The organism is Variovorax sp. BGA-UO-ETr-C22 (genome assembly GCF_059567965.1).
This window is the reverse complement of record NZ_JCAQPA010000007.1, coordinates 217,525-235,002: the sequence shown is the minus strand read 5'-3', so window position 1 is coordinate 235,002 and position 17,478 is coordinate 217,525. Positions and strand designations below refer to the sequence as shown.

Here is a 17,478-nt window from a genome sequence, read left to right as displayed (position 1 = left end):
CGCCATGGCCACGAACCCTTCGTTCGCCACGCAGGGCGACGCGGTGCTTCAACGCATCGAGGCCCTGGGACTCGCACTGCCCGAACCGCCGCCGCCGCTCGGTGCCTACCGCGCGGTGATCGAGGCGGCGGGCCTGCTGCATGTCTCCATGCAGGGGCCGGTGGTGGCGGGGCATCCGCTGCCGCGCGGGCTGCTCGGCGCCGAGCTGACGCTGGAAGAAGGCCGCCAGGCGGCCCGGCTGGCGGTGCTCAATGCGCTGGCCCAGGTGTGCTTGCACCTGGGCGGTTTTCAACGGGTGCGGCAGGTCGTGCGGCTCGAAGGCCATGTCGCCTGCGTGCAGTCGTTCACCCAGCACCCGCAGGTGCTCGACGGCGCCTCCGAGCTGCTGGCTCGCCTGTTCGACACGCGCGCGGGCCATGCGCGGTCGGTGTGCGGGGTGCGCAACCTGCCGGGCAACCTGCCGGTGGCCGTGACCTTGACCCTTGAAGTGGAACCCTCACGTCGCTGAGGTTGCCGACACCGCTGACGCCGCCCCGGCGTTCAGCCGTGCGCGTCCCCATCACGCCTCGCTCATTGAAGCGGTGCCGAGCGGCCCGTCGCCGACGTGTTCAGTTCGCTGAGCATGTGCACCAGGCGCGCCGTCGAGCGCGTGCCGAGCTTCTCGCGGATGCTGCGCAGCTGGTGGTCGATCGTGGAGAGCGATCGGTCCAGCTGGCGCGCGATCTCCTTGTAGCTCAGGCCGCCGGCCGCCAGCTTCGCCACCTTCAGCTCCGCCGGCGTCAGCGCCGCGAGGTTCGCCGAACTGTCCGCGGCGTCCGCCCGTTCGCTCTGCACCTGCGCGAACCGGTGGGCGGCGCTCAGCAGCGGGCCCAGCGCAGTGCGGGCCAGGCCCGGCAACTCGTCGCACACGGCGTGCTTCCAGCGCGGGGCCCTGTGGTGCCAGTCGGCGCAGATCATGCCCACCGGCCGGTCTTCGTCGTGCACGGGAACCGCCAGCTTCGAGGCCGTGCCGGCCTGCATCAGCGTGGCGCGCAACTCCTGCGTGAAGCTGCGCTCTTGCGACACGTCGATGATGGGGGCGATGCCGCTGCCGCTCCAGACGGCGCGGATGCCCGGGTTGGCGGCGCTGAAGCGCAGGCCGATCACCGCAGGCAGTGGTTGCGACGGGCGCTGCACCTCGGCCGCGACCACGTAGTCATGCAGGCGGCCGCTGGCGTCGACATAGCCGCCGAAGCCGGCGTCGACGCGGTCGGCGTCGAGCGTGTCGCGCAGCCATTGCACCGAGATGCGCCAGCAGGCCTGCGGGTCGTCCAGGTACAGCAGCAGCTGCGCGGCCAGCTCGCGGCCCGGTCGCCAGGTGATCGCGCGCTCGCCTTCGAACAGGCGCCGTCGGAGCTGGCGTTGAAGCACAAGGATGTCGTGGTCTTCGAGCATGGATGCCGGGCTGCAGTGCGGAAGTCGAATGCTACGGCGCGGCGTCCCCGGGCGGAAGGGGGCTGCGTCCGATGGCACGCTGGTGTGGACCCGCGACGCTGGCGCCGTTCAGGCGAGCGTCGGCCCTGCGGCCGTCACGCCGCACCGCTGGCCGTCAGCGGGTCGTAGTCCGGCGAGCGCAGCAGCTCGTGCAGCTGGCGTCGGCGCACGCCCATGTTGCCGCCGTCGAACAGCGGGAGCACCAACGCGTCCTGGAGCATGCCGGCCAGCGGCAGGTCGTGGTCGTAGCTGTCGATGCCCACCACGCGCATCAGGTCGGTGATCACGCGCACCGCGGTTTCGGAGCCGTAGATCTTGGCCTGTAGCGCCAGCTCCAGCGCCGCGGGCGATTGCGTGTCCAGCGCATGGCACGCGCGCCAGTTGAGGTAGCGCGAGGCTTCGATGGCGGTCTTGGCATCGGCCAGCGCATACCCCACGGCCTGGTGCTCGATGATCGGAAGGGCGCCGCCGCGGCATTGGGTCTTGGCGAAGTGCAGGGAGAAATCGAAGGCGCCTTGCATCAGGGCCGTGCCGAACACGCCGACCAGCGCCGCCGTCGCCGAGAAGCTGGCGGCCACGAGGCCCTTGCCGCTGCCCATCGGGCCCAGCACGTTGGCCTGCGCGGTGCGCACGCCCTCGAGGCGAAAGCGGGGCGTGAGGTGCGCGCGGTGGCCCATCGAATCGTGATAGCGCTCGACCACGATGCCGCCCTCGGGCCGGGGCACGACCAGCACCGACAGCCCGCTGTCGGGCGGCGCGTCGGGGTCGGTGCGGCACACCACGCACAGCAGGTCGGCGCCTTGCTCGTCCCATCCGGTCGCGCTCGAAATCCACTGCTTGGTGCCGTCGATGACCCACTGCCCGCCCTCAAGCCGGGCGCGCGTGCGCGTGCCTTCGCCAGGGGCTGCGGCATCGAAGTTGGCGCTGCCGCCAGGCTCGCTGTTGCACAGGGCGGCCAATGGTGCACCGGAGCCCTCCAGGAACGGCCCGAGAAACGCCTTCTGCTGCTCGGGCGAGCCGCCGATCGTCACGGGCAGCAGGCCCAGCAGCGTGGCGAACATCGTGAGCGACACGTTGGGGTCGACGCGATAGAACTCCTCGGCCACCACGGCCATGTCCAGCATGCCCGTGCCTTCGCCGCCGAACGGCATCGGGATGATGCGCCGCAGGAACCCGGCCTTCACCAGCTGTGCATAGAACGGACGCGTGGCGACGAAGCGCGCCAGCGGCGTGGGCAGGTGGCGCGTGGCCGGTGCGACCTCGGTCAGTACGCTGCGCGCGAAACGGCGAGCCGACAGTTGCAACTCGCGCTGCGCGGGGGTGAGGGTGAAGTCGATCGGCATGGTGTCTCCGTTGTAGGTCTGTCCGGCTCGCGGCCCCAAGGTCGCAGGGCGGATGCGCCGGGTCGGCGGAATTGTCTGCCGGGGTCGGCCGCACCGCCTTCGCGAACATTCGCGATGCCGGTGGGCGCGTCAGGCCCTGCCCAAGGGAGAAAAAGAGGCCGTGCGGCACGCATGCGCATCGGCGCGGAGCCCGGCCACACAGCCTCGACACGCACCATTGAAGTTCGCTCGACGGCGGTCGAAGCACGACCCCCGCATCGCCCAGCGTGGCGCTGGGCCCGATGTCAGGAGCGCTTGGCGGAGGCGCCGTGCAGCGTGCCGTGCACGTGCCCCGCGTGCTGGCCGAAGGTCTCGGGTGCGAGCGCGGCGGTGTCCAGCTCCTGCAGGATGCCGCAGGCGCTCGCCGATTCGGGGCCGCCGCACTGCAGGCGCAGCGCCTTCAGCTGCTTTTCGAGCGTCTTCAGCTCGGCGATGCGCGAGGCCACGTGGCCGATGTGGTCGTCCAGCAGCTGGTTCACCTCGCCGCAGTCGTCCTGCGGCGCATCGCGGAATTTCAGCAGGCTGCGGATCTCGTCGAGCGTCATGTCCAGCGAGCGGCAGCGGCGGATGAAGCCCAGGCGCTGGGCATGCTCGTCGTCGTAGATGCGGTAGTTGCCGTCGGTGCGCGCGGGCGCGGGCAGCAGCTGCTCGCGCTCGTAGTACCGGATGGTTTCGACCGGCGTGTTCGTGGCCTTGGCCAGTTCACCGATTTTCATGATGCGGCATCTCAAGGAAGTGGCAATCAACGGTTGACTCTACACCTGCTTCAGGGTTTCCAATGAATGCATGACGAATCAGAACACCCTGAATCAGCCGGTGCCGCGCGCTGCGCCGCATGACCACGCTCACGACCACGGGCACAGCCACGGACACGACCACGCGCACGACCATGCACACGATCACGCCCCCGCCGCGCCGGCAACGGCCTGCTGCGGCAGCGCGGTGTGCGGCAGTGCCCCGGCATCGGCCGAGCCGGCCGACCTGCCGAAGGGCGCAGTCCTGTTTCGCATTCCCACCATGGACTGCGCGGTCGAAGAGTCCGAGATCCGCCGCGCCCTCGAGCCCGTTGCGGGCGTGAAGGCCCTGCGCTTTCGCCTGAGCGAACGCACGCTGGCCCTCACCACCGAAGACGGCGCGCTGCCCGCCGCGCTCGACGCCATCCGCCAGGCCGGCTTCAAGCCCGAGCCGGTGGCCACCACGGGCGCACAGAAGGCCGAGCCCGCGCGCTTCGCCGGCATGTCGACCGGCCTGGCACGCCTCGTGGCCGCGCTGGTGCTGGCCATCGCGGCCGAGACCGTGTCCTTCCTCGCGCTCGACGGCGTGGGCTTCATGGCCGCCGAGATGGGGCTCGCGCTCGCGGCCATCGCGCTGGCCGGCCTGGACACCTACAAGAAGGGCTTCGCCGCGCTGGTGCGCGGGCGCCTCAACATCAATGCGCTGATGGCCGTCGCTGTCACCGGCGCTTTCATCATCGGCCAGTGGCCCGAGGCCGCGATGGTGATGGCGCTGTACGCCATCGCCGAGCTCATCGAGGCCCGTGCCGTCGACCGCGCGCGCAACGCCATCCAGAGCCTGCTTGCGCTCGCGCCCGAACAGGCCGAGGTGCGGCAGCCCGACGGCAGCTGGCAGACCGTGCGCGCCGACGCGGTGGCGCTCGATGCCGTGGCCCGCATCCGCCCCGGCGAGCGCGTGCCGCTGGACGGCGTGGTGCTCGAAGGCACCAGCGCCATCGACCAGGCGCCGGTCACGGGCGAGAGCATCCCGGTCGACAAGGCCGCGGGCGACGCGGTGTTTGCCGGCACCATCAACCAGACCGGCGCGCTGGTGTTCCGCGTGACGGCGGTGGCGGCCAACACCACGCTCGCGCGCATCATCCACGCGGTCGAAGAGGCGCAGGGTTCGCGCGCCCCCACGCAGCGCTTCGTCGACCGGTTCGCCGCCATCTACACGCCCTCCGTCTTCGTGCTGGCGCTGGCCATCGCGGTGCTCACGCCGTGGCTGCTGGGCTGGACCTGGGTGCAGGCCGTCTACAAGGCGCTGGTGCTGCTGGTCATCGCCTGCCCGTGCGCGCTGGTCATCTCCACGCCCGTGACGGTCGTGAGCGCGCTGGCCTCGGCCGCGCGGCGCGGCATCCTCATCAAGGGCGGCACCTACCTCGAAGAGGCGCGCAAGCTCAAGGCCGTGGCGCTCGACAAGACCGGGACCATCACCGAAGGCAAGCCCAAGCTGGTCGAGTCGGTGCTGATCGACAAGGCGGGCAGGGATGAAGGCGCGGTGTACGCATTGGCCGCCAACATCGCCGGCCGTTCCGACCACCCGGTGTCGAAGGCCATCGCCCAGGGCCTGGGTGGGCCGGTCGAAGAGGTCGGCGACTTCACCGCGCTGCCCGGACGCGGCGTGCAGGCCACGCATGCGGGCCAGAGCTACGTGCTGGGCAACCACCGCTTGATCGAAGAGCGCGGCCTGTGCTCCCCGGCACTCGAGGCCGAGCTGAAGCGCCACGAAGAAGCCGGCCGCACGGTGACGCTGCTGGCATCTGAAAAGTCGGTGCTGGCGCTGTTCGCAGTGGCCGACACCATCAAGCCTTCGTCGCAAGCCGCCGTGGCCGAGCTGCGCGCGCTGGGCGTGACGCCCGTCATGCTCACCGGCGACAACACCGCCACCGCGAAGACCATCGGCGCGCACGCCGGCATCGACGACGTGCGCGGCAACCTGTTGCCTGAAGAGAAGCTCGATGCCATCCAGGCGATGCAGCAGCGCTACGGCGCCGTCGCGATGACCGGCGACGGCATCAACGACGCCCCGGCACTGGCCAAGGCCGACATCGGCTTCGCCATGGGCGGCGCCGGCACCGACACCGCGATGGAGGCGGCCGACGTGGTCATCATGAACGACGACCTGCGCCGCATCCCCGAGACCATCCGCCTGTCGCGCCGCTCGCATGCCGTGCTGTGGCAGAACATCACCCTCGCACTCGGCATCAAGGGCGTGTTCTTCGTGCTCGCGGTGTTCGGCAGCGCGACCATGTGGATGGCGGTGTTCGCCGACATGGGCGCGAGCCTGCTGGTGGTGGCGAACGGGCTGCGGTTGATGCGGACCGAAAAGCAGGAATAGCGCAGCGCGGAGGAGGCGGCCTCGGAGAAGAGGGCTGAAGCGAGCGCCTGCCGGTCAACGCCTCACTCGGCACGCCAGACGAGGTGCAGGTCGCCATCTACGAATCCCAGAGAGACCGCGCGAGCAGCCTTCAGGCGCGAAGCGCCCGCAGACGCGGCGTCCAGGTAGCGAAGAATCATCTGCGAGATGGCCTGCAGGCCTGCCTCCCAGTCTGGCCCCACCGCTTCGCTCGCAATCTCGAAACGTGGCGATGAGGACATGAAGATGTCGTCGCACGCCCAGTCGGAATCTTCCGGGTCGTAGGTTGGAGCACCCACGAGTTCGAGGTCGTAGGTCGTCGAACTGTCGTAGAGGTTGAAGTGAAAAGCGGCGATGCCTTCAGGCAGCGGCGCAGACAAGACGGAATCGATCCAGGCGGCCAGATCGGCGAACAGAGGGGTGTTCATGAGGCTGAAGTGGCTGAGTTTTGGATCATGCGCATTCGGATTTTTAGCACGGCCTTGAGGCGTCTGGGCTCACTCGCGCGCCGCCCACGTCTCCAACGGCCCCCGCGCCGCGTTGCACATCTGGATCGAGCCGGGCGCGCCGAACTAACATCGGGCGAGTTTTTTCCCCAGGCCTCACGACCGTTCCGCCCATGTCCGTCACCACCCTCCTGCTGCAACTCGTCGTCATCCTCACCACCGCGCGCCTGTGCGGCTGGGTGCTGCGCCATGTGGGGCAGCCGAGCGTGGTGGGGGAGATGGCGGCGGGGTTGATGCTCGGGCCGGCGGTCATGGGCCTGCTGTTCCCGTCGCTGCACGCGCAGCTGTTCGCCAAGGAGTCGCTGCAGGGGCTGTCGTCGCTGGCGACGGTGGGGCTGGTGCTGTTCATGTTCGTGGTGGGCCTGGAGCTGCGGGCCACGCGCAACATGCGCGCGCAGCTGCAGGCGGCCGGCGCGGTGGGCGTGCTCAGCGTGCTGGTGCCGCTGGTGCTGGGCCTGGCGATCTCGCCGGCGCTGCATCCCACGCTCGCGCCGGCCGGCGTGGGCTTCTGGCCCTTCGCGCTGTTCATGGCTGCGGCGCTGTCGATCACGGCTTTCCCGGTGATGGCGCGCATCCTGAAAGACCGCGGCATGACGCGCACGCCCTTCGGCCAGCTGTCGCTGAGCGCGGCGGCGGTGGTCGACGTGTTCGCGTGGATCCTGCTGGCCTTCGTGGTCGCGCTGGTGGGCACCAGTGACGGCTATGCGGGCCTGATCAAGATCACGGTCGGCGTGGTGGTGATGCTCACGGTGCTGTTCCTCGGGCTCAAGCCGGCCTTTGCGTGGCTGCTGCGCGTGAAGGCGCCCGACGGCGAGCCGTCGACCACGCTGATGGCCGCGCTCATGATCGGCCTGCTGGTCACGGCGCTGCTGACCGAATGGCTGCACCTGCACGCGGTGTTCGGCGCCTTCCTGTTCGGTGCCTGCCTGCCGCGCGACGACCGCCTGCTGCGCTCGCTGAGCGAGCGCATCGAGCCGATCTCCATCGTGGTGCTGATGCCGCTGTTCTTCGCGCTCGCGGGGCTGGGCACCACGGCCAACGCGTTCTCGGGCGCCAGCCTGGGCGCGATGCTGCTGATCGTGGGCGTGGCCACCGTGGGCAAGATCGCGGGCGGCGCGGCGGGCGCGCGCATCGCCGGCTACAGCTGGCGCGACAGCCTGGCCACCGGCTCGCTCATGAACGCGCGCGGGCTGATGGAGCTCATCGTCATCAAGATCGGCCTGGACGTCGGCCTGATCGGCCCCGAGCTCTTCACGATGCTGCTGGTGATGGCGCTGGCCACCACCGCGATGACCGGGCCGCTGATGACGCTGTGCGTCGGCCGCAAGCCGAAGCCCGCCGAGACGGCGGTGCACGCCGAGCCCTGAACCCCTTCAGCCGCTGCGGCGCACGCTGAACCCGATGCGCGTCTCGCCGCCCTGGCTCGAGGCGAACACCTGTCCGCCGTGCATGCGCGCGATCGCCTCGACGATCGACAGGCCCAGCCCGTGGTGGCGCGTGGAGCCGTCGCGTGCCTGGGCTGCGCGGTAGAAGCGCTCGAACAGGCGCGGCAGCGCCTCGGGGTCGATCGGCGCGCCGCGGTTGATCACGGCGATGGTGTGGTGTTCTCCGCCAGGGGCGGCCGCAATCTCGATGCGCAGCGTCGAGGCCGGTTCGGCAAAGCGGATTGCATTGCCCAGCAGGTTGAAGAGGGCGCGCCGGATCAGCCCCGCGTCCACCTCGGCCACGGCTTCGCCGTGCACCTCGGCACGCAGGCCGGCCTCGTCGAGCATGGCGTCGTAGAAGTCGATCACGTCGCGCGCCTGCTCCGCCAGGCTCACCGGGGCCATCGAGCGCGCCGAGGTGCCGCGGTCGGCCTTCGAAAGAAACAGCATGTCGGTCACGATGCCCGACAGCCGCCCCATCTCCTCGAGGTTGGAGGCCAGCACGGCCTGCAGCTCCTCGTTGCTGCGCGGGCGCGTGAGCGCCACCTCGGTCGAGCCCAGCAGGTTGGCCAGCGGCGTGCGCAGCTCGTGCGCCACGTCGGCGTTGAACGACTCCAGCTGCACGTAGGCGCGCTGCACCCGCGCCAGCAGCGCGTTGAACTGCGTGATCCAGGGCCGCAGCTCCTGCGCGAAGGCGCCGGGGTCGATCGACTGGTGGACGTGGTCGGGCGTGATGGCCGCCGTGCGCTCGGCCAGCGCCTTCAGCGGCCGCAGCCCGCGCCGCACCAGCCACATGCCGGTGAGCGACACCAGCGCCGTGCCCAGCACCACCGCGCCCAGCAGCGTCCAGGCCAGGCGTTCGAGCAGCCGGGAGTCCTGCGCGATGTTCACGCCGACCTGCACCGACAGGTCGGTGTGGAAGTCGCCGTTCTGCCAGGGCACGACGATGGCGCGCCGCAGCCAGCGGCCCTGCGGCGGCGGCGTGGACTGGAACAGCGGCTTGCCGGCGTTGGCGATCGACAGGGTCACGTCGTCCTGCATCGAGAAGAAGTCGTCGAGCTTGTGGCGCAGAAAGACGAGGTCTCCGCCTTTCTCGGCCTCCTTGAGCAGGTGCTCGACGAGCACCGTCTTCTGGTCGAGCGCGTCGCGCTGCTTGGCGCCGAAGCTCCAGGCGGTCACGAGGTAGATCGCCAGGCAGATGATGCTCAGGCCGGACAGCGTCTGCGCGGCGAACCAGAACGAGAGCCGGCTCTGGATCGAATGCGGCTTCGGGCTCATGCCCAGGAACGGTCTTCCAGCACGTAGCCCATGCCGCGAACGGTGTGCAGCAGCTTCACGTCGAAGGGGTCGTCGATCTTGCTGCGCAGGCGGCGGATCGCCACCTCGACCACGTTGGTGTCGCTGTCGAAGTTCATGTCCCACACCTGCTCGGCGAGCGTGGAGCGCGACAGGATCTGCCCGCGCCGGCGCAGCAGCACCACCAGCAGCGTGAACTCCTTGGCCGTGAGGTCCAGCCGCGTGCGGTTGCGCATGCACTTGCGGCTCACCAGGTCCAGTTCCAGGTCGGCCAGGCGCAGCACCGTGGGCTCCTGCGTCTTGCCGCGCCGCAGCAGCGCCTGCACGCGCGCCAGCAGCTCCGAGAAGGAGAAGGGCTTCACCAGGTAGTCGTCGGCGCCTTGCTGCAGGCCCTGCACGCGGTCTTCGACCTTGTCGCGCGCGGTGAGCACCAGCACGGGCACGTTCTTCGTGCGGCGAATGGCCTGCAGCACGGCAAAGCCGTCGATGCCCGGCAGCATCACATCGAGCAGCACGAGCGCGTAGTCGCCCTCGGTGGCGAGGTAGCGGCCTTCGATGCCATCGCGGGCGATGTCGACCACGTAGCCGTTCTCTTCCAGTCCCTTTTTCAGGTAATCGCCCAGTTTGGGTTCGTCTTCGATGACAAGAATTCGCATGGTACGGATCGTACCCAAGGCCTTTCGAGACGCTGGTTACGATTTAGTAATCCTATTGAAGGACAAAGCGCCGACACGCTGTCGTACAGTGGGCCGGGCCCTCGGTTCGCAGGGCTTTTCTTGGTCGGCGCGCCACGCCCCGTCGATATACTTTTGTCAACAATGCGCCGCTGGCTCCTGATTTTCCTGCTGTTTCTCTTGCCTTTCCAGTACAGCTGGGCGGTGTCGGCAGCCTATTGCCTGCACGAAGGCGACAAGGGAAGCGGCCACTGGGGCCACCACGAGGACGAGCCGCGCGGCACCGACCGCACCCACGCGGGCGACGGCGCCAAGAAAGACAGCACCCGCCAGCCCAACGCGGCGGTCGGCCATTGCATCGTTGCCCACTTCGGGCAGGCCCAGCACGCGGACACCGCCGCCGCGCTGCCGGCCGAATCGCCCATCGCCTCGCAGGCGCTGCGCGCCGTTTCCACCGAACGCTTCGCCTCGCACATCGCCGAAGTGCCGGTGCGCCCCGACTGGTTGCTCGCCGCCTGATTCGGCGAGAGCACAGCCCCTTTTTCTTTTTCTGATCTCACTCATCAGCTGAGCGCTCCTCGCCGAATTCGTCCGTCCGTTGTTTCGCAACCCAGGAGAATTCGATGCGCACGCTTTTCGTGCCGCTGGCCGTGTTGGCCTTGGCGGTACCCCCGGCCTTTTCACAGCAGACCCCGCAGGCGGCCGGTCCCTCGTCGTCCCTGTCGGCACCTGCCCGCACGCTGGAGCCCGAAGGCCCGCTGACCCTGCGCGCCGCCGTGGCGCTGGCGCTGCAGGCCAACCCGGGCCTGTCCGCCGCGCGCCATGAACAGGCCGCCGCCGATGGCGCCGTGGTGCAGGCCGGCGCCTGGCCCAACCCCACGCTCGACACGCAGCTGGAAGACCTGCGCCGCAACAACCGCACGACCACGCTGCAGCTGAGCCAGCCCCTGGAGCTGGGCGGCAAGCGCGCCGCGCGCGTCACGGCGGCCGAGCGTGCGCGCGACCAGGCGGCGTCGGCGCTGTCGGCGCGGCGCGCCGAACTGCGTGCCTCGGCTGTCACTGCCTTCTTCGACGTGCTGACCGCGCAGGAGCGCCTGCGGCTGGCGCAAGACTCGGTGGGGCTCGCGCAGATCGCCACCCGCGCCGCGGCCAACCGCGTGGCGGCCGGCAAGGTGTCGCCGCTCGAAGAAACCAAGGCGCGCGTGGCCGAGGCCGGCATCCGCGTCGAGCTGCTGCAGGCCGAGGGCACGCTGCGCGCGTCGCGCCAGCTGCTGGCCGCGCTGTGGGGCAACCCGGCGCCGCGCTTCACGCAGGTGGACGGCGCGGTCGACCAGCTGCCCGTCCAGGCCGCCGCGCCCGAGGTAGCGCGCCGCCTGTCTGACGCGCCCGTGCTGCGCCAGGCCCGGCTCGAGGTCGAGCGCCGCCGCGCGCTGAGCGACCTGGAGCAGGCCAAACGCATTCCCGACGTGACCGTGTCGCTCGGCGTCAAGCGCGTGCCCGCATCGGAAGGCGAGGGCGGCGAGGCCGTGAGCAGCAGCCGGCGCAACCAGGTGGTGGTGGGCCTGTCGGTGCCGCTGCCGATCTTCGACACCAACCGCGGCAACATCGCCGAAGCACTGAGCCGCGAAGACAAGGCGCGCGACGAACTCGCTGCCGCCGAGCTGCAACTGGGCGCCGACGTGGCCCAGGCCAGCGAGCGCCTGCGCTCGGCGCGCGCCACGGCCGAGACGCTGCAGCGCGACGCACTGCCCGGCGCCGAGACCGCCTACCGCGCCGCCACCAAGGGCTTCGAGCTGGGCAAGTTCAGCTTTCTCGAGGCGCTCGACGCGCAGCGCACGCTGTTCCAGGTGCGCAACCAGTACCTCGTCGCGCTGGCCGAGGCGCACCGCGCAGCCGGAGAGCTCGACCGCCTGCTGGGCACGGAGGGCGACGACATCGCCTCGAACGCGACACCGAACGTGACGCCGAACGTGCGCTGAAGAAGAACACCGAACCGATTCCGACCATGACCACACCACACAACCGCACCACGTCCTCCGGCCGCAAGCAGTGGATCGCCATTGCCGCCGTCCTGCTCGCCGGCCTCGTCGCCGGCGCGCTCATCCTGCGCACCGCGCCGTCCAAGCCCGAGGCGGGCGGCCATTCGGAGTCCGCCGGCCATGCCGACGGCGAGCACCACGAGGAAGACAAGGGCCACGCCAAGGGCAAGGAAGACGACCACGGCCATTCGCACGACGAAGGCCATGGCGACAAGGAACACCACGCGGAAGAGGGCAAGGACGCAGGCAAGGAACCCGCCAAGGAAACGCCCGCATCGGCAGAGCCGCAGAAGGCCGCCGCCAACGCCCACAAGGAAGACGAAGAAAAGATCCCCTTCACCGACGAGCAGGTCAAGGCCGCCGGCATCGCGATCGACAGCGTCGGCCCGGCGCGCATCAAGACGTCGCTGCAACTGCCCGGCGAGATCAAGTTCAACGAAGACCGCACGGCCCACGTGGTGCCGCGCGTGGCGGGCGTGGTCGACAGCGTGTCGGCCAACCTGGGCCAGGAAGTCAAGCGCGGCCAGGTGCTGGCCGTGATCTCCAGCCCCGCGCTCTCGGAGCAGCGCAGCGAACTGCAGACCGCGCAGCGCCGGCTGGCGCTGGCACGCACCACGCACGACCGCGAGAAAAAACTGTGGGAAGAAAAGATCTCCCCGCAGCAAGACTTCCTGCAGGCCGAGCAGGCCATGCAGGAGGCGCAGATCGCCGTGGCCAACGCCAACCAGAAGCTGCTGGCGCTGGGCGCCACGCCCGGCTCGTCGGCGCTGGGCCGCTACGAGCTGCGCGCACCCTTCGACGGCATGGTGGTCGAAAAGCACATCTCGCTGGGCGAATCGGTGGGCGAGGCGGTCAACGTGTTCACCATTTCCGATCTGTCGACCGTGTGGGCCGAGATCAGCGTGCCCGCCAGCAGCCTGAACCTCGTGCGCGTCGGCGAGGCCGTGACCATCCGCGCCGGTTCCTTCGAGCAGGCCGCGCGCGGCACCGTGTCGTACGTGGGCTCGCTGCTGGGCGCGCAGACGCGCACCGCCACCGCGCGCGTCACGCTCACCAACCCGCAGCGCACCTGGCGCCCGGGCCTGTTCGTGAACGTGGAGCTGGTGGCATCGGAGGCCGATGCGCCCGTCACCGTGTCGGCCGAAGCCGTGCAGACCGTGGACGACCAGCCCACCGTGTTCCTGCGCGTGCCCGGCGGCTTTGTGCCGCAGCACGTGAAGACCGGCCGCAGCGACGGCCAGCGCATCGAGATCGTGGGCGGCCTGAAGCCCGGCGCGGCCTATGCGGCCAGCGGCAGCTTCGTCGTGAAGTCGCAGCAGGGCAAGAGCTCGGCCACGCACACCCACTGAGGACGACCGCATGTTCGAACGCATCATCCGCTTCTCCATCGAGCAGCGCTGGCTGATCCTGCTGGCCGTGCTCGGCATGGCGGCGCTCGGCGTCTTCAGCTACCAGAAGCTGCCCATCGACGCCGTGCCCGACATCACCAACGTGCAGGTGCAGATCAACACGTCCGCGCCCGGCTACTCGCCGCTCGAAGCCGAGCAGCGCGTGACCTACCCCATCGAGACCGTCATGGCCGGCCTGCCGGGCCTGCAGCAGACGCGCTCGCTGTCGCGCTACGGCCTGTCGCAGGTCACGGTGATCTTCAAGGACGGCACCGACATCTACTTTGCGCGCCAGCTCGTGAACGAGCGCATCCAGTCGGCGCGCGAGAGCATGCCGCCCGGCGTGTCGCCGGTGATCGGGCCCATCTCGACCGGCCTGGGCGAGATCTACCTGTGGACCGTCGAGACCGAAGAGGGCGCCAAGAAGGCCGACGGCAAGCCCTACACGCCGACCGACCTGCGCGAGATTCAAGACTGGATCATCAAGCCGCAGCTGCGCAACGTACCGGGCGTGACCGAGATCAACTCCATCGGCGGCTACGCCAAGGAGTTCCAGATCGCACCCGACCCCGCCAAGCTGCTGGCGCACGGCCTCACGATGACCGACCTGGTCACCGCGCTGGAGCGCAACAACGCCAACGTGGGCGCGGGCTACATCGAGAAGCGCGGCGAGCAGTACCTCATTCGCGCGCCGGGGCAGGTGAAGTCGGTGGAAGACATCGGCAACGTGATTCTGGGCAACGCCGGCGGCATTCCGCTGCGCGTGTCCGATGTGGCCGAGGTCGGCATCGGGCAGGAGCTGCGCACCGGCGCCGCCACCGACAACGGCCGCGAGGTCGTGCTGGGCACGGTGTTCATGCTCATCGGCGAGAACAGCCGCACCGTCTCGCAGGCGGTCGACAAGAAGATGCAGGAGATCAACCGCACGCTGCCCGCGGGCGTGAAGGCCGTGACGGTGTACGACCGCACGGTGCTGGTCGACAAGGCCATCGCCACCGTGAAGAAGAACCTCTTCGAAGGCGCGGTGCTGGTGGTGGCCATCCTGTTCCTGTTTTTGGGCAACATCCGCGCGGCCATCATCACCGCGACGGTGATTCCGCTGTCGATGCTCTTCACCTTCACCGGCATGGTGAACCAGAAGGTCAGCGCCAACCTCATGAGTTTGGGTGCGCTCGACTTCGGCATCATCATCGACGGCGCCGTGGTGATCGTGGAGAACTGCGTGCGGCGCCTCGCGCATGCGCAGGAGAAACACGGCAGGGCGCTCACGCGCAACGAGCGTTTCCATGAAGTGTTCGCGGCCTCGCACGAGGCGCGCCGGCCGCTGCTGTTCGGCCAGCTCATCATCATGATCGTGTACCTGCCGATCTTTGCGCTCACGGGCGTCGAGGGCAAGCTGTTCCACCCGATGGCCTTCACCGTGGTGATTGCGCTGCTGGGCGCGATGATTCTGTCGATTACCTTCATCCCGGCCGCCGTGGCGCTGTTCATCGGCAACAAGGTCAGCGAGAAGGAAAACCGCTTGATGGTGTGGGCCAAGCGCGGCTACGCGCCGCTGCTCGCGCGCGCGATGAACGCCAAGCCGCTGGTCATCACCACGGCCGTGGTGGCGGTCGTGCTGTCGGGCCTGCTGGCCACGCGCCTGGGCACCGAGTTCGTGCCCAGCCTGAGCGAGGGCGACTTCGCCATCCAGGCGCTGCGGATTCCGGGCACCAGCCTCACGCAGTCGGTCGAAATGCAGAAGCAACTCGAGCGCACGCTCAAAGACAAATTCCCCGAGATCGAGCGCGTGTTCGCGCGCACCGGCACGGCCGAGATCGCATCCGACCCGATGCCGCCGAACATCTCCGACGGCTACATCATGCTCAAGCCCGAGAGCGAGTGGCCCAAGCCGAAGCGCACGCGCGACGAGCTGCTGGCCGCCGTGCAGGAAGAGGTCGAGAAGCTGCCGGGCAACAACTACGAGTTCTCGCAGCCGATTCAGCTGCGCTTCAACGAGCTGATCTCCGGCGTGCGCAGCGACGTGGCCGTGAAGATCTTCGGCGACGACATGGACGTGCTCAACCAGACGGCCGCGCAGGTGTCGGCTGCGCTGGGCAAGGTGCCCGGCGCTGCCGAAGTGAAGGTGGAGCAGACCACCGGCCTGCCGATGCTCACCGTGAACATCGACCGCCAGAAGACCGCACGCTACGGCCTCAACGTGGGCGATGTGCAGGACGCCATTTCCACCGCGGTGGGCGGGCGCGAAGCCGGCACGCTGTTCGACGGCGACCGTCGCTTCGACATCATCGTGCGGCTGCCCGAGACCCTGCGCACCGACCTGGAAGCCATTCGCCGCCTGCCGATCGCGCTGCCGAAGGGCGCGGGGGGCGCGGGCGGCGAAGGCCTGCGCACCAGCTTCATCCCGCTGGGCGAAGTGGCCACGCTCGACCTCGCACCCGGTCCCAACCAGGTGAGCCGCGAAGACGGCAAGCGCCGCATCGTCGTCAGCGCCAACGTGCGCGGTCGCGACCTCGGCTCCTTCGTGGCCGAGGCCGAGGAGACCATGCGCGCCGTGCGCATTCCACCGGGCTACTGGACCGTGTGGGGCGGCCAGTACGAAAACCTGGCCTCGGCCACGCAGCGCCTGCAGGTGGTGGTGCCCGTGTCGCTGCTGCTTGTGTTCACGCTGCTGTTCGCGATGTTCGGCAACCTGAAGGACGGCCTGCTGGTGTTCACCGGCATTCCGTTTGCGCTCACGGGCGGCATCGTCGCGCTGTGGATGCGCGGCATTCCGCTGTCGATCTCGGCGGCCGTGGGCTTCATTGCGCTGTCGGGCGTGGCCGTGCTCAACGGGCTGGTGATGATCTCGTTCATCCGCAACCTGCGCGAAGGCGGCCTGCCGCTGGACGAAGCCATTCGCGAAGGCGCGCTCACGCGGCTGCGCCCGGTGCTCATGACGGCGCTGGTCGCGTCGCTGGGCTTCGTGCCCATGGCCATCGCCACCGGCACGGGCGCCGAAGTGCAGCGCCCGCTGGCCACCGTGGTCATCGGCGGTATCCTGTCGTCGACCGCGCTGACGCTGCTGGTGTTGCCGCTGCTGTACCGCATCGCGCACCGGCGCGATGAAGGCGAGGTGCAGGAAGCCAACGCAGAGCAGCAACACGGCGCACCGCTCGATCCCGCACTGCAAGGTTCCCATGGCCCATGAGCATTCACACGCCACAGCCGTTGCTGGTGGCAACGAGAAGGCGCTGCGCTGGGCGCTGGCGCTGACCTCGACCTACCTCGTCGCCGAGGTGATCGGCGGGCTGGTGTCGGGCAGCCTGGCGCTGCTGTCCGACGCGGCCCACATGGCCACCGACACCGTGGCGCTGGCCATCTCGCTGGCCGCCATCTGGCTGGGCAAGCGGCCGGCGGACAAGCGCCGCACCTTCGGCTACTACCGCTTCGAGATCCTGGCGGCCGTGGTCAACGCGGTGCTGCTGTTCTTCGTGGCGATCTACGTGCTCTACGAGGCGTACCGGCGCATCTCGCAGCCGGCCGAGATCCAGTCGACCATGATGCTGCTCGTGGCCATCGGCGGCCTGGTGGTCAACCTCATCGGCATGCGCCTGCTGGCCAGCGGCAAGGACGAGAGCCTCAACGTGAAGGGCGCGTACCTGGAGGTGTGGGCCGACATGCTCGGCTCCGTCGGCGTGATCGTGGGCGCGCTCGTCATCCGTTTCACCGGCTGGGCCTGGGTCGACTCGGTGATCGCCGTCGCCATCGGCCTGTGGGTGCTGCCGCGCACTTGGCGCCTCTTGCGCGAGAGCCTCAACGTGCTGCTCGAAGGCGTGCCCGACGACGTCGACCTGCCCGAGGTCGAGCGCGCGCTGCAGGCGCAGCCGGGCGTGGCAGGCCTGCACGACCTGCATGTGTGGGCGCTGTCCAGCGGCAAGGTGAGCCTGAGCGTGCACGTGGTGTGCACGCCCGACATGGTCGACCTGGCGCCGCTGATGCTGCAGCTGCGCGGCCTGCTGGCCGAGAAGTTCGACATCCACCACTCGACCGTGCAGGTGGAGCGCGTGCCGTGCGAGCAGGCGGGGGAGACCCATGGGTTCGGGCCTGCGGTGACGGCGGGCTGACGCAAGGGAAGAGCACAACAAAAAACGCGACAGTCGCACGGGGCAACTGTCGCGTCGG

The 17,478-nt window shown here is 69.4% G+C and carries 14 protein-coding genes; 8 read left to right on the top strand and 6 right to left on the bottom strand.

Annotation, left to right across the window (positions count from 1 at the left end; genetic code table 11):
• Positions 1 to 4 precede the first annotated feature (4 nt).
• A complete protein-coding gene (locus AC57B8_RS05000; RefSeq protein WP_496478855.1) occupies positions 5 to 508 on the top strand; it encodes a RidA family protein in 504 nt (167 codons plus the stop codon).
• 62 nt (positions 509 to 570) lie between these two features.
• Here the strand turns inward: AC57B8_RS05000 and AC57B8_RS04995 are convergent, their stop codons facing one another.
• The 3 genes from AC57B8_RS04995 to cadR form a co-directional block, all read right to left on the bottom strand.
• The gene (locus AC57B8_RS04995) at positions 571 to 1,434 is read right to left on the bottom strand and encodes a LuxR C-terminal-related transcriptional regulator (protein WP_496478854.1); all 864 of its coding nucleotides are present in this window, start codon (positions 1,432 to 1,434) and stop codon (positions 571 to 573) included.
• Positions 1,435 to 1,568: 134 nt separating this feature from the next.
• Positions 1,569 to 2,816: an acyl-CoA dehydrogenase family protein gene (locus tag AC57B8_RS04990; protein ID WP_496478853.1), complete on the bottom strand. Its 1,248-nt coding sequence runs from the start codon at positions 2,814 to 2,816 to the stop codon at positions 1,569 to 1,571.
• A 284-nt stretch (positions 2,817 to 3,100) separates the two neighbouring features.
• On the bottom strand, positions 3,101 to 3,571 hold the full coding sequence (cadR, locus tag AC57B8_RS04985; protein ID WP_095746108.1) for a Cd(II)/Pb(II)-responsive transcriptional regulator: 471 nt from the start codon (positions 3,569 to 3,571) through the stop codon (positions 3,101 to 3,103).
• 70 nt (positions 3,572 to 3,641) lie between these two features.
• Here cadR and AC57B8_RS04980 point away from each other — a divergent pair, with 70 nt between their 5' ends.
• Positions 3,642 to 5,969: a heavy metal translocating P-type ATPase gene (locus AC57B8_RS04980; RefSeq protein ID WP_496478852.1), complete on the top strand. Its 2,328-nt coding sequence runs from the start codon at positions 3,642 to 3,644 to the stop codon at positions 5,967 to 5,969.
• 62 nt (positions 5,970 to 6,031) lie between these two features.
• Here the strand turns inward: AC57B8_RS04980 and AC57B8_RS04975 are convergent, their stop codons facing one another.
• Positions 6,032 to 6,415 (bottom strand): hypothetical protein, encoded by a 384-nt coding sequence (locus AC57B8_RS04975; protein WP_307638622.1) that lies wholly within the window; start codon positions 6,413 to 6,415, stop codon positions 6,032 to 6,034.
• A gap of 191 nt (positions 6,416 to 6,606) precedes the next feature.
• Between AC57B8_RS04975 and AC57B8_RS04970 the strand changes: the two genes are divergently transcribed.
• Positions 6,607 to 7,860, top strand: coding sequence for a cation:proton antiporter domain-containing protein (locus tag AC57B8_RS04970; protein WP_495306492.1), 1,254 nt, complete (start codon positions 6,607 to 6,609; stop codon positions 7,858 to 7,860).
• Positions 7,861 to 7,866: 6 nt separating this feature from the next.
• Here AC57B8_RS04970 and AC57B8_RS04965 read toward each other — a convergent pair whose 3' ends face one another.
• Both AC57B8_RS04965 and AC57B8_RS04960 read right to left on the bottom strand, forming a co-directional pair.
• Entirely contained in the window at positions 7,867 to 9,195 is a 1,329-nt protein-coding gene (locus AC57B8_RS04965; protein WP_496478851.1) for a heavy metal sensor histidine kinase, read from the bottom strand.
• A complete protein-coding gene (locus tag AC57B8_RS04960) occupies positions 9,192 to 9,869 on the bottom strand; it encodes a heavy metal response regulator transcription factor (protein WP_062481258.1) in 678 nt (225 codons plus the stop codon). The genes AC57B8_RS04965 and AC57B8_RS04960 overlap by 4 nt, the downstream gene beginning before the upstream one ends.
• A 162-nt stretch (positions 9,870 to 10,031) precedes the next feature.
• Between AC57B8_RS04960 and AC57B8_RS04955 the strand changes: the two genes are divergently transcribed.
• From AC57B8_RS04955 to AC57B8_RS04935, 5 genes are all read left to right on the top strand, one after another.
• Positions 10,032 to 10,406 carry a hypothetical protein gene (locus AC57B8_RS04955; protein WP_496478850.1) on the top strand — a complete coding sequence of 125 codons (375 nt, stop codon included), beginning with the start codon at positions 10,032 to 10,034 and terminating at the stop codon, positions 10,404 to 10,406.
• Between the two features lie 104 nt (positions 10,407 to 10,510).
• On the top strand, positions 10,511 to 11,866 hold the full coding sequence (locus AC57B8_RS04950) for a TolC family protein (RefSeq protein ID WP_496478849.1): 1,356 nt from the start codon (positions 10,511 to 10,513) through the stop codon (positions 11,864 to 11,866).
• 26 nt (positions 11,867 to 11,892) lie between these two features.
• Positions 11,893 to 13,275, top strand: a complete 1,383-nt coding sequence (locus tag AC57B8_RS04945) for an efflux RND transporter periplasmic adaptor subunit (RefSeq protein WP_496478848.1) — start codon at positions 11,893 to 11,895, stop codon at positions 13,273 to 13,275.
• Between the two features lie 10 nt (positions 13,276 to 13,285).
• Positions 13,286 to 16,504, top strand: a complete 3,219-nt coding sequence (locus AC57B8_RS04940) for a CusA/CzcA family heavy metal efflux RND transporter (protein ID WP_496478847.1) — start codon at positions 13,286 to 13,288, stop codon at positions 16,502 to 16,504.
• Positions 16,494 to 17,420, top strand: a complete 927-nt coding sequence (locus AC57B8_RS04935; protein ID WP_496478846.1) for a cation diffusion facilitator family transporter — start codon at positions 16,494 to 16,496, stop codon at positions 17,418 to 17,420. Before AC57B8_RS04940 ends, AC57B8_RS04935 begins: the two co-directional genes overlap by 11 nt.
• Positions 17,421 to 17,478: the final 58 nt, after the last annotated feature.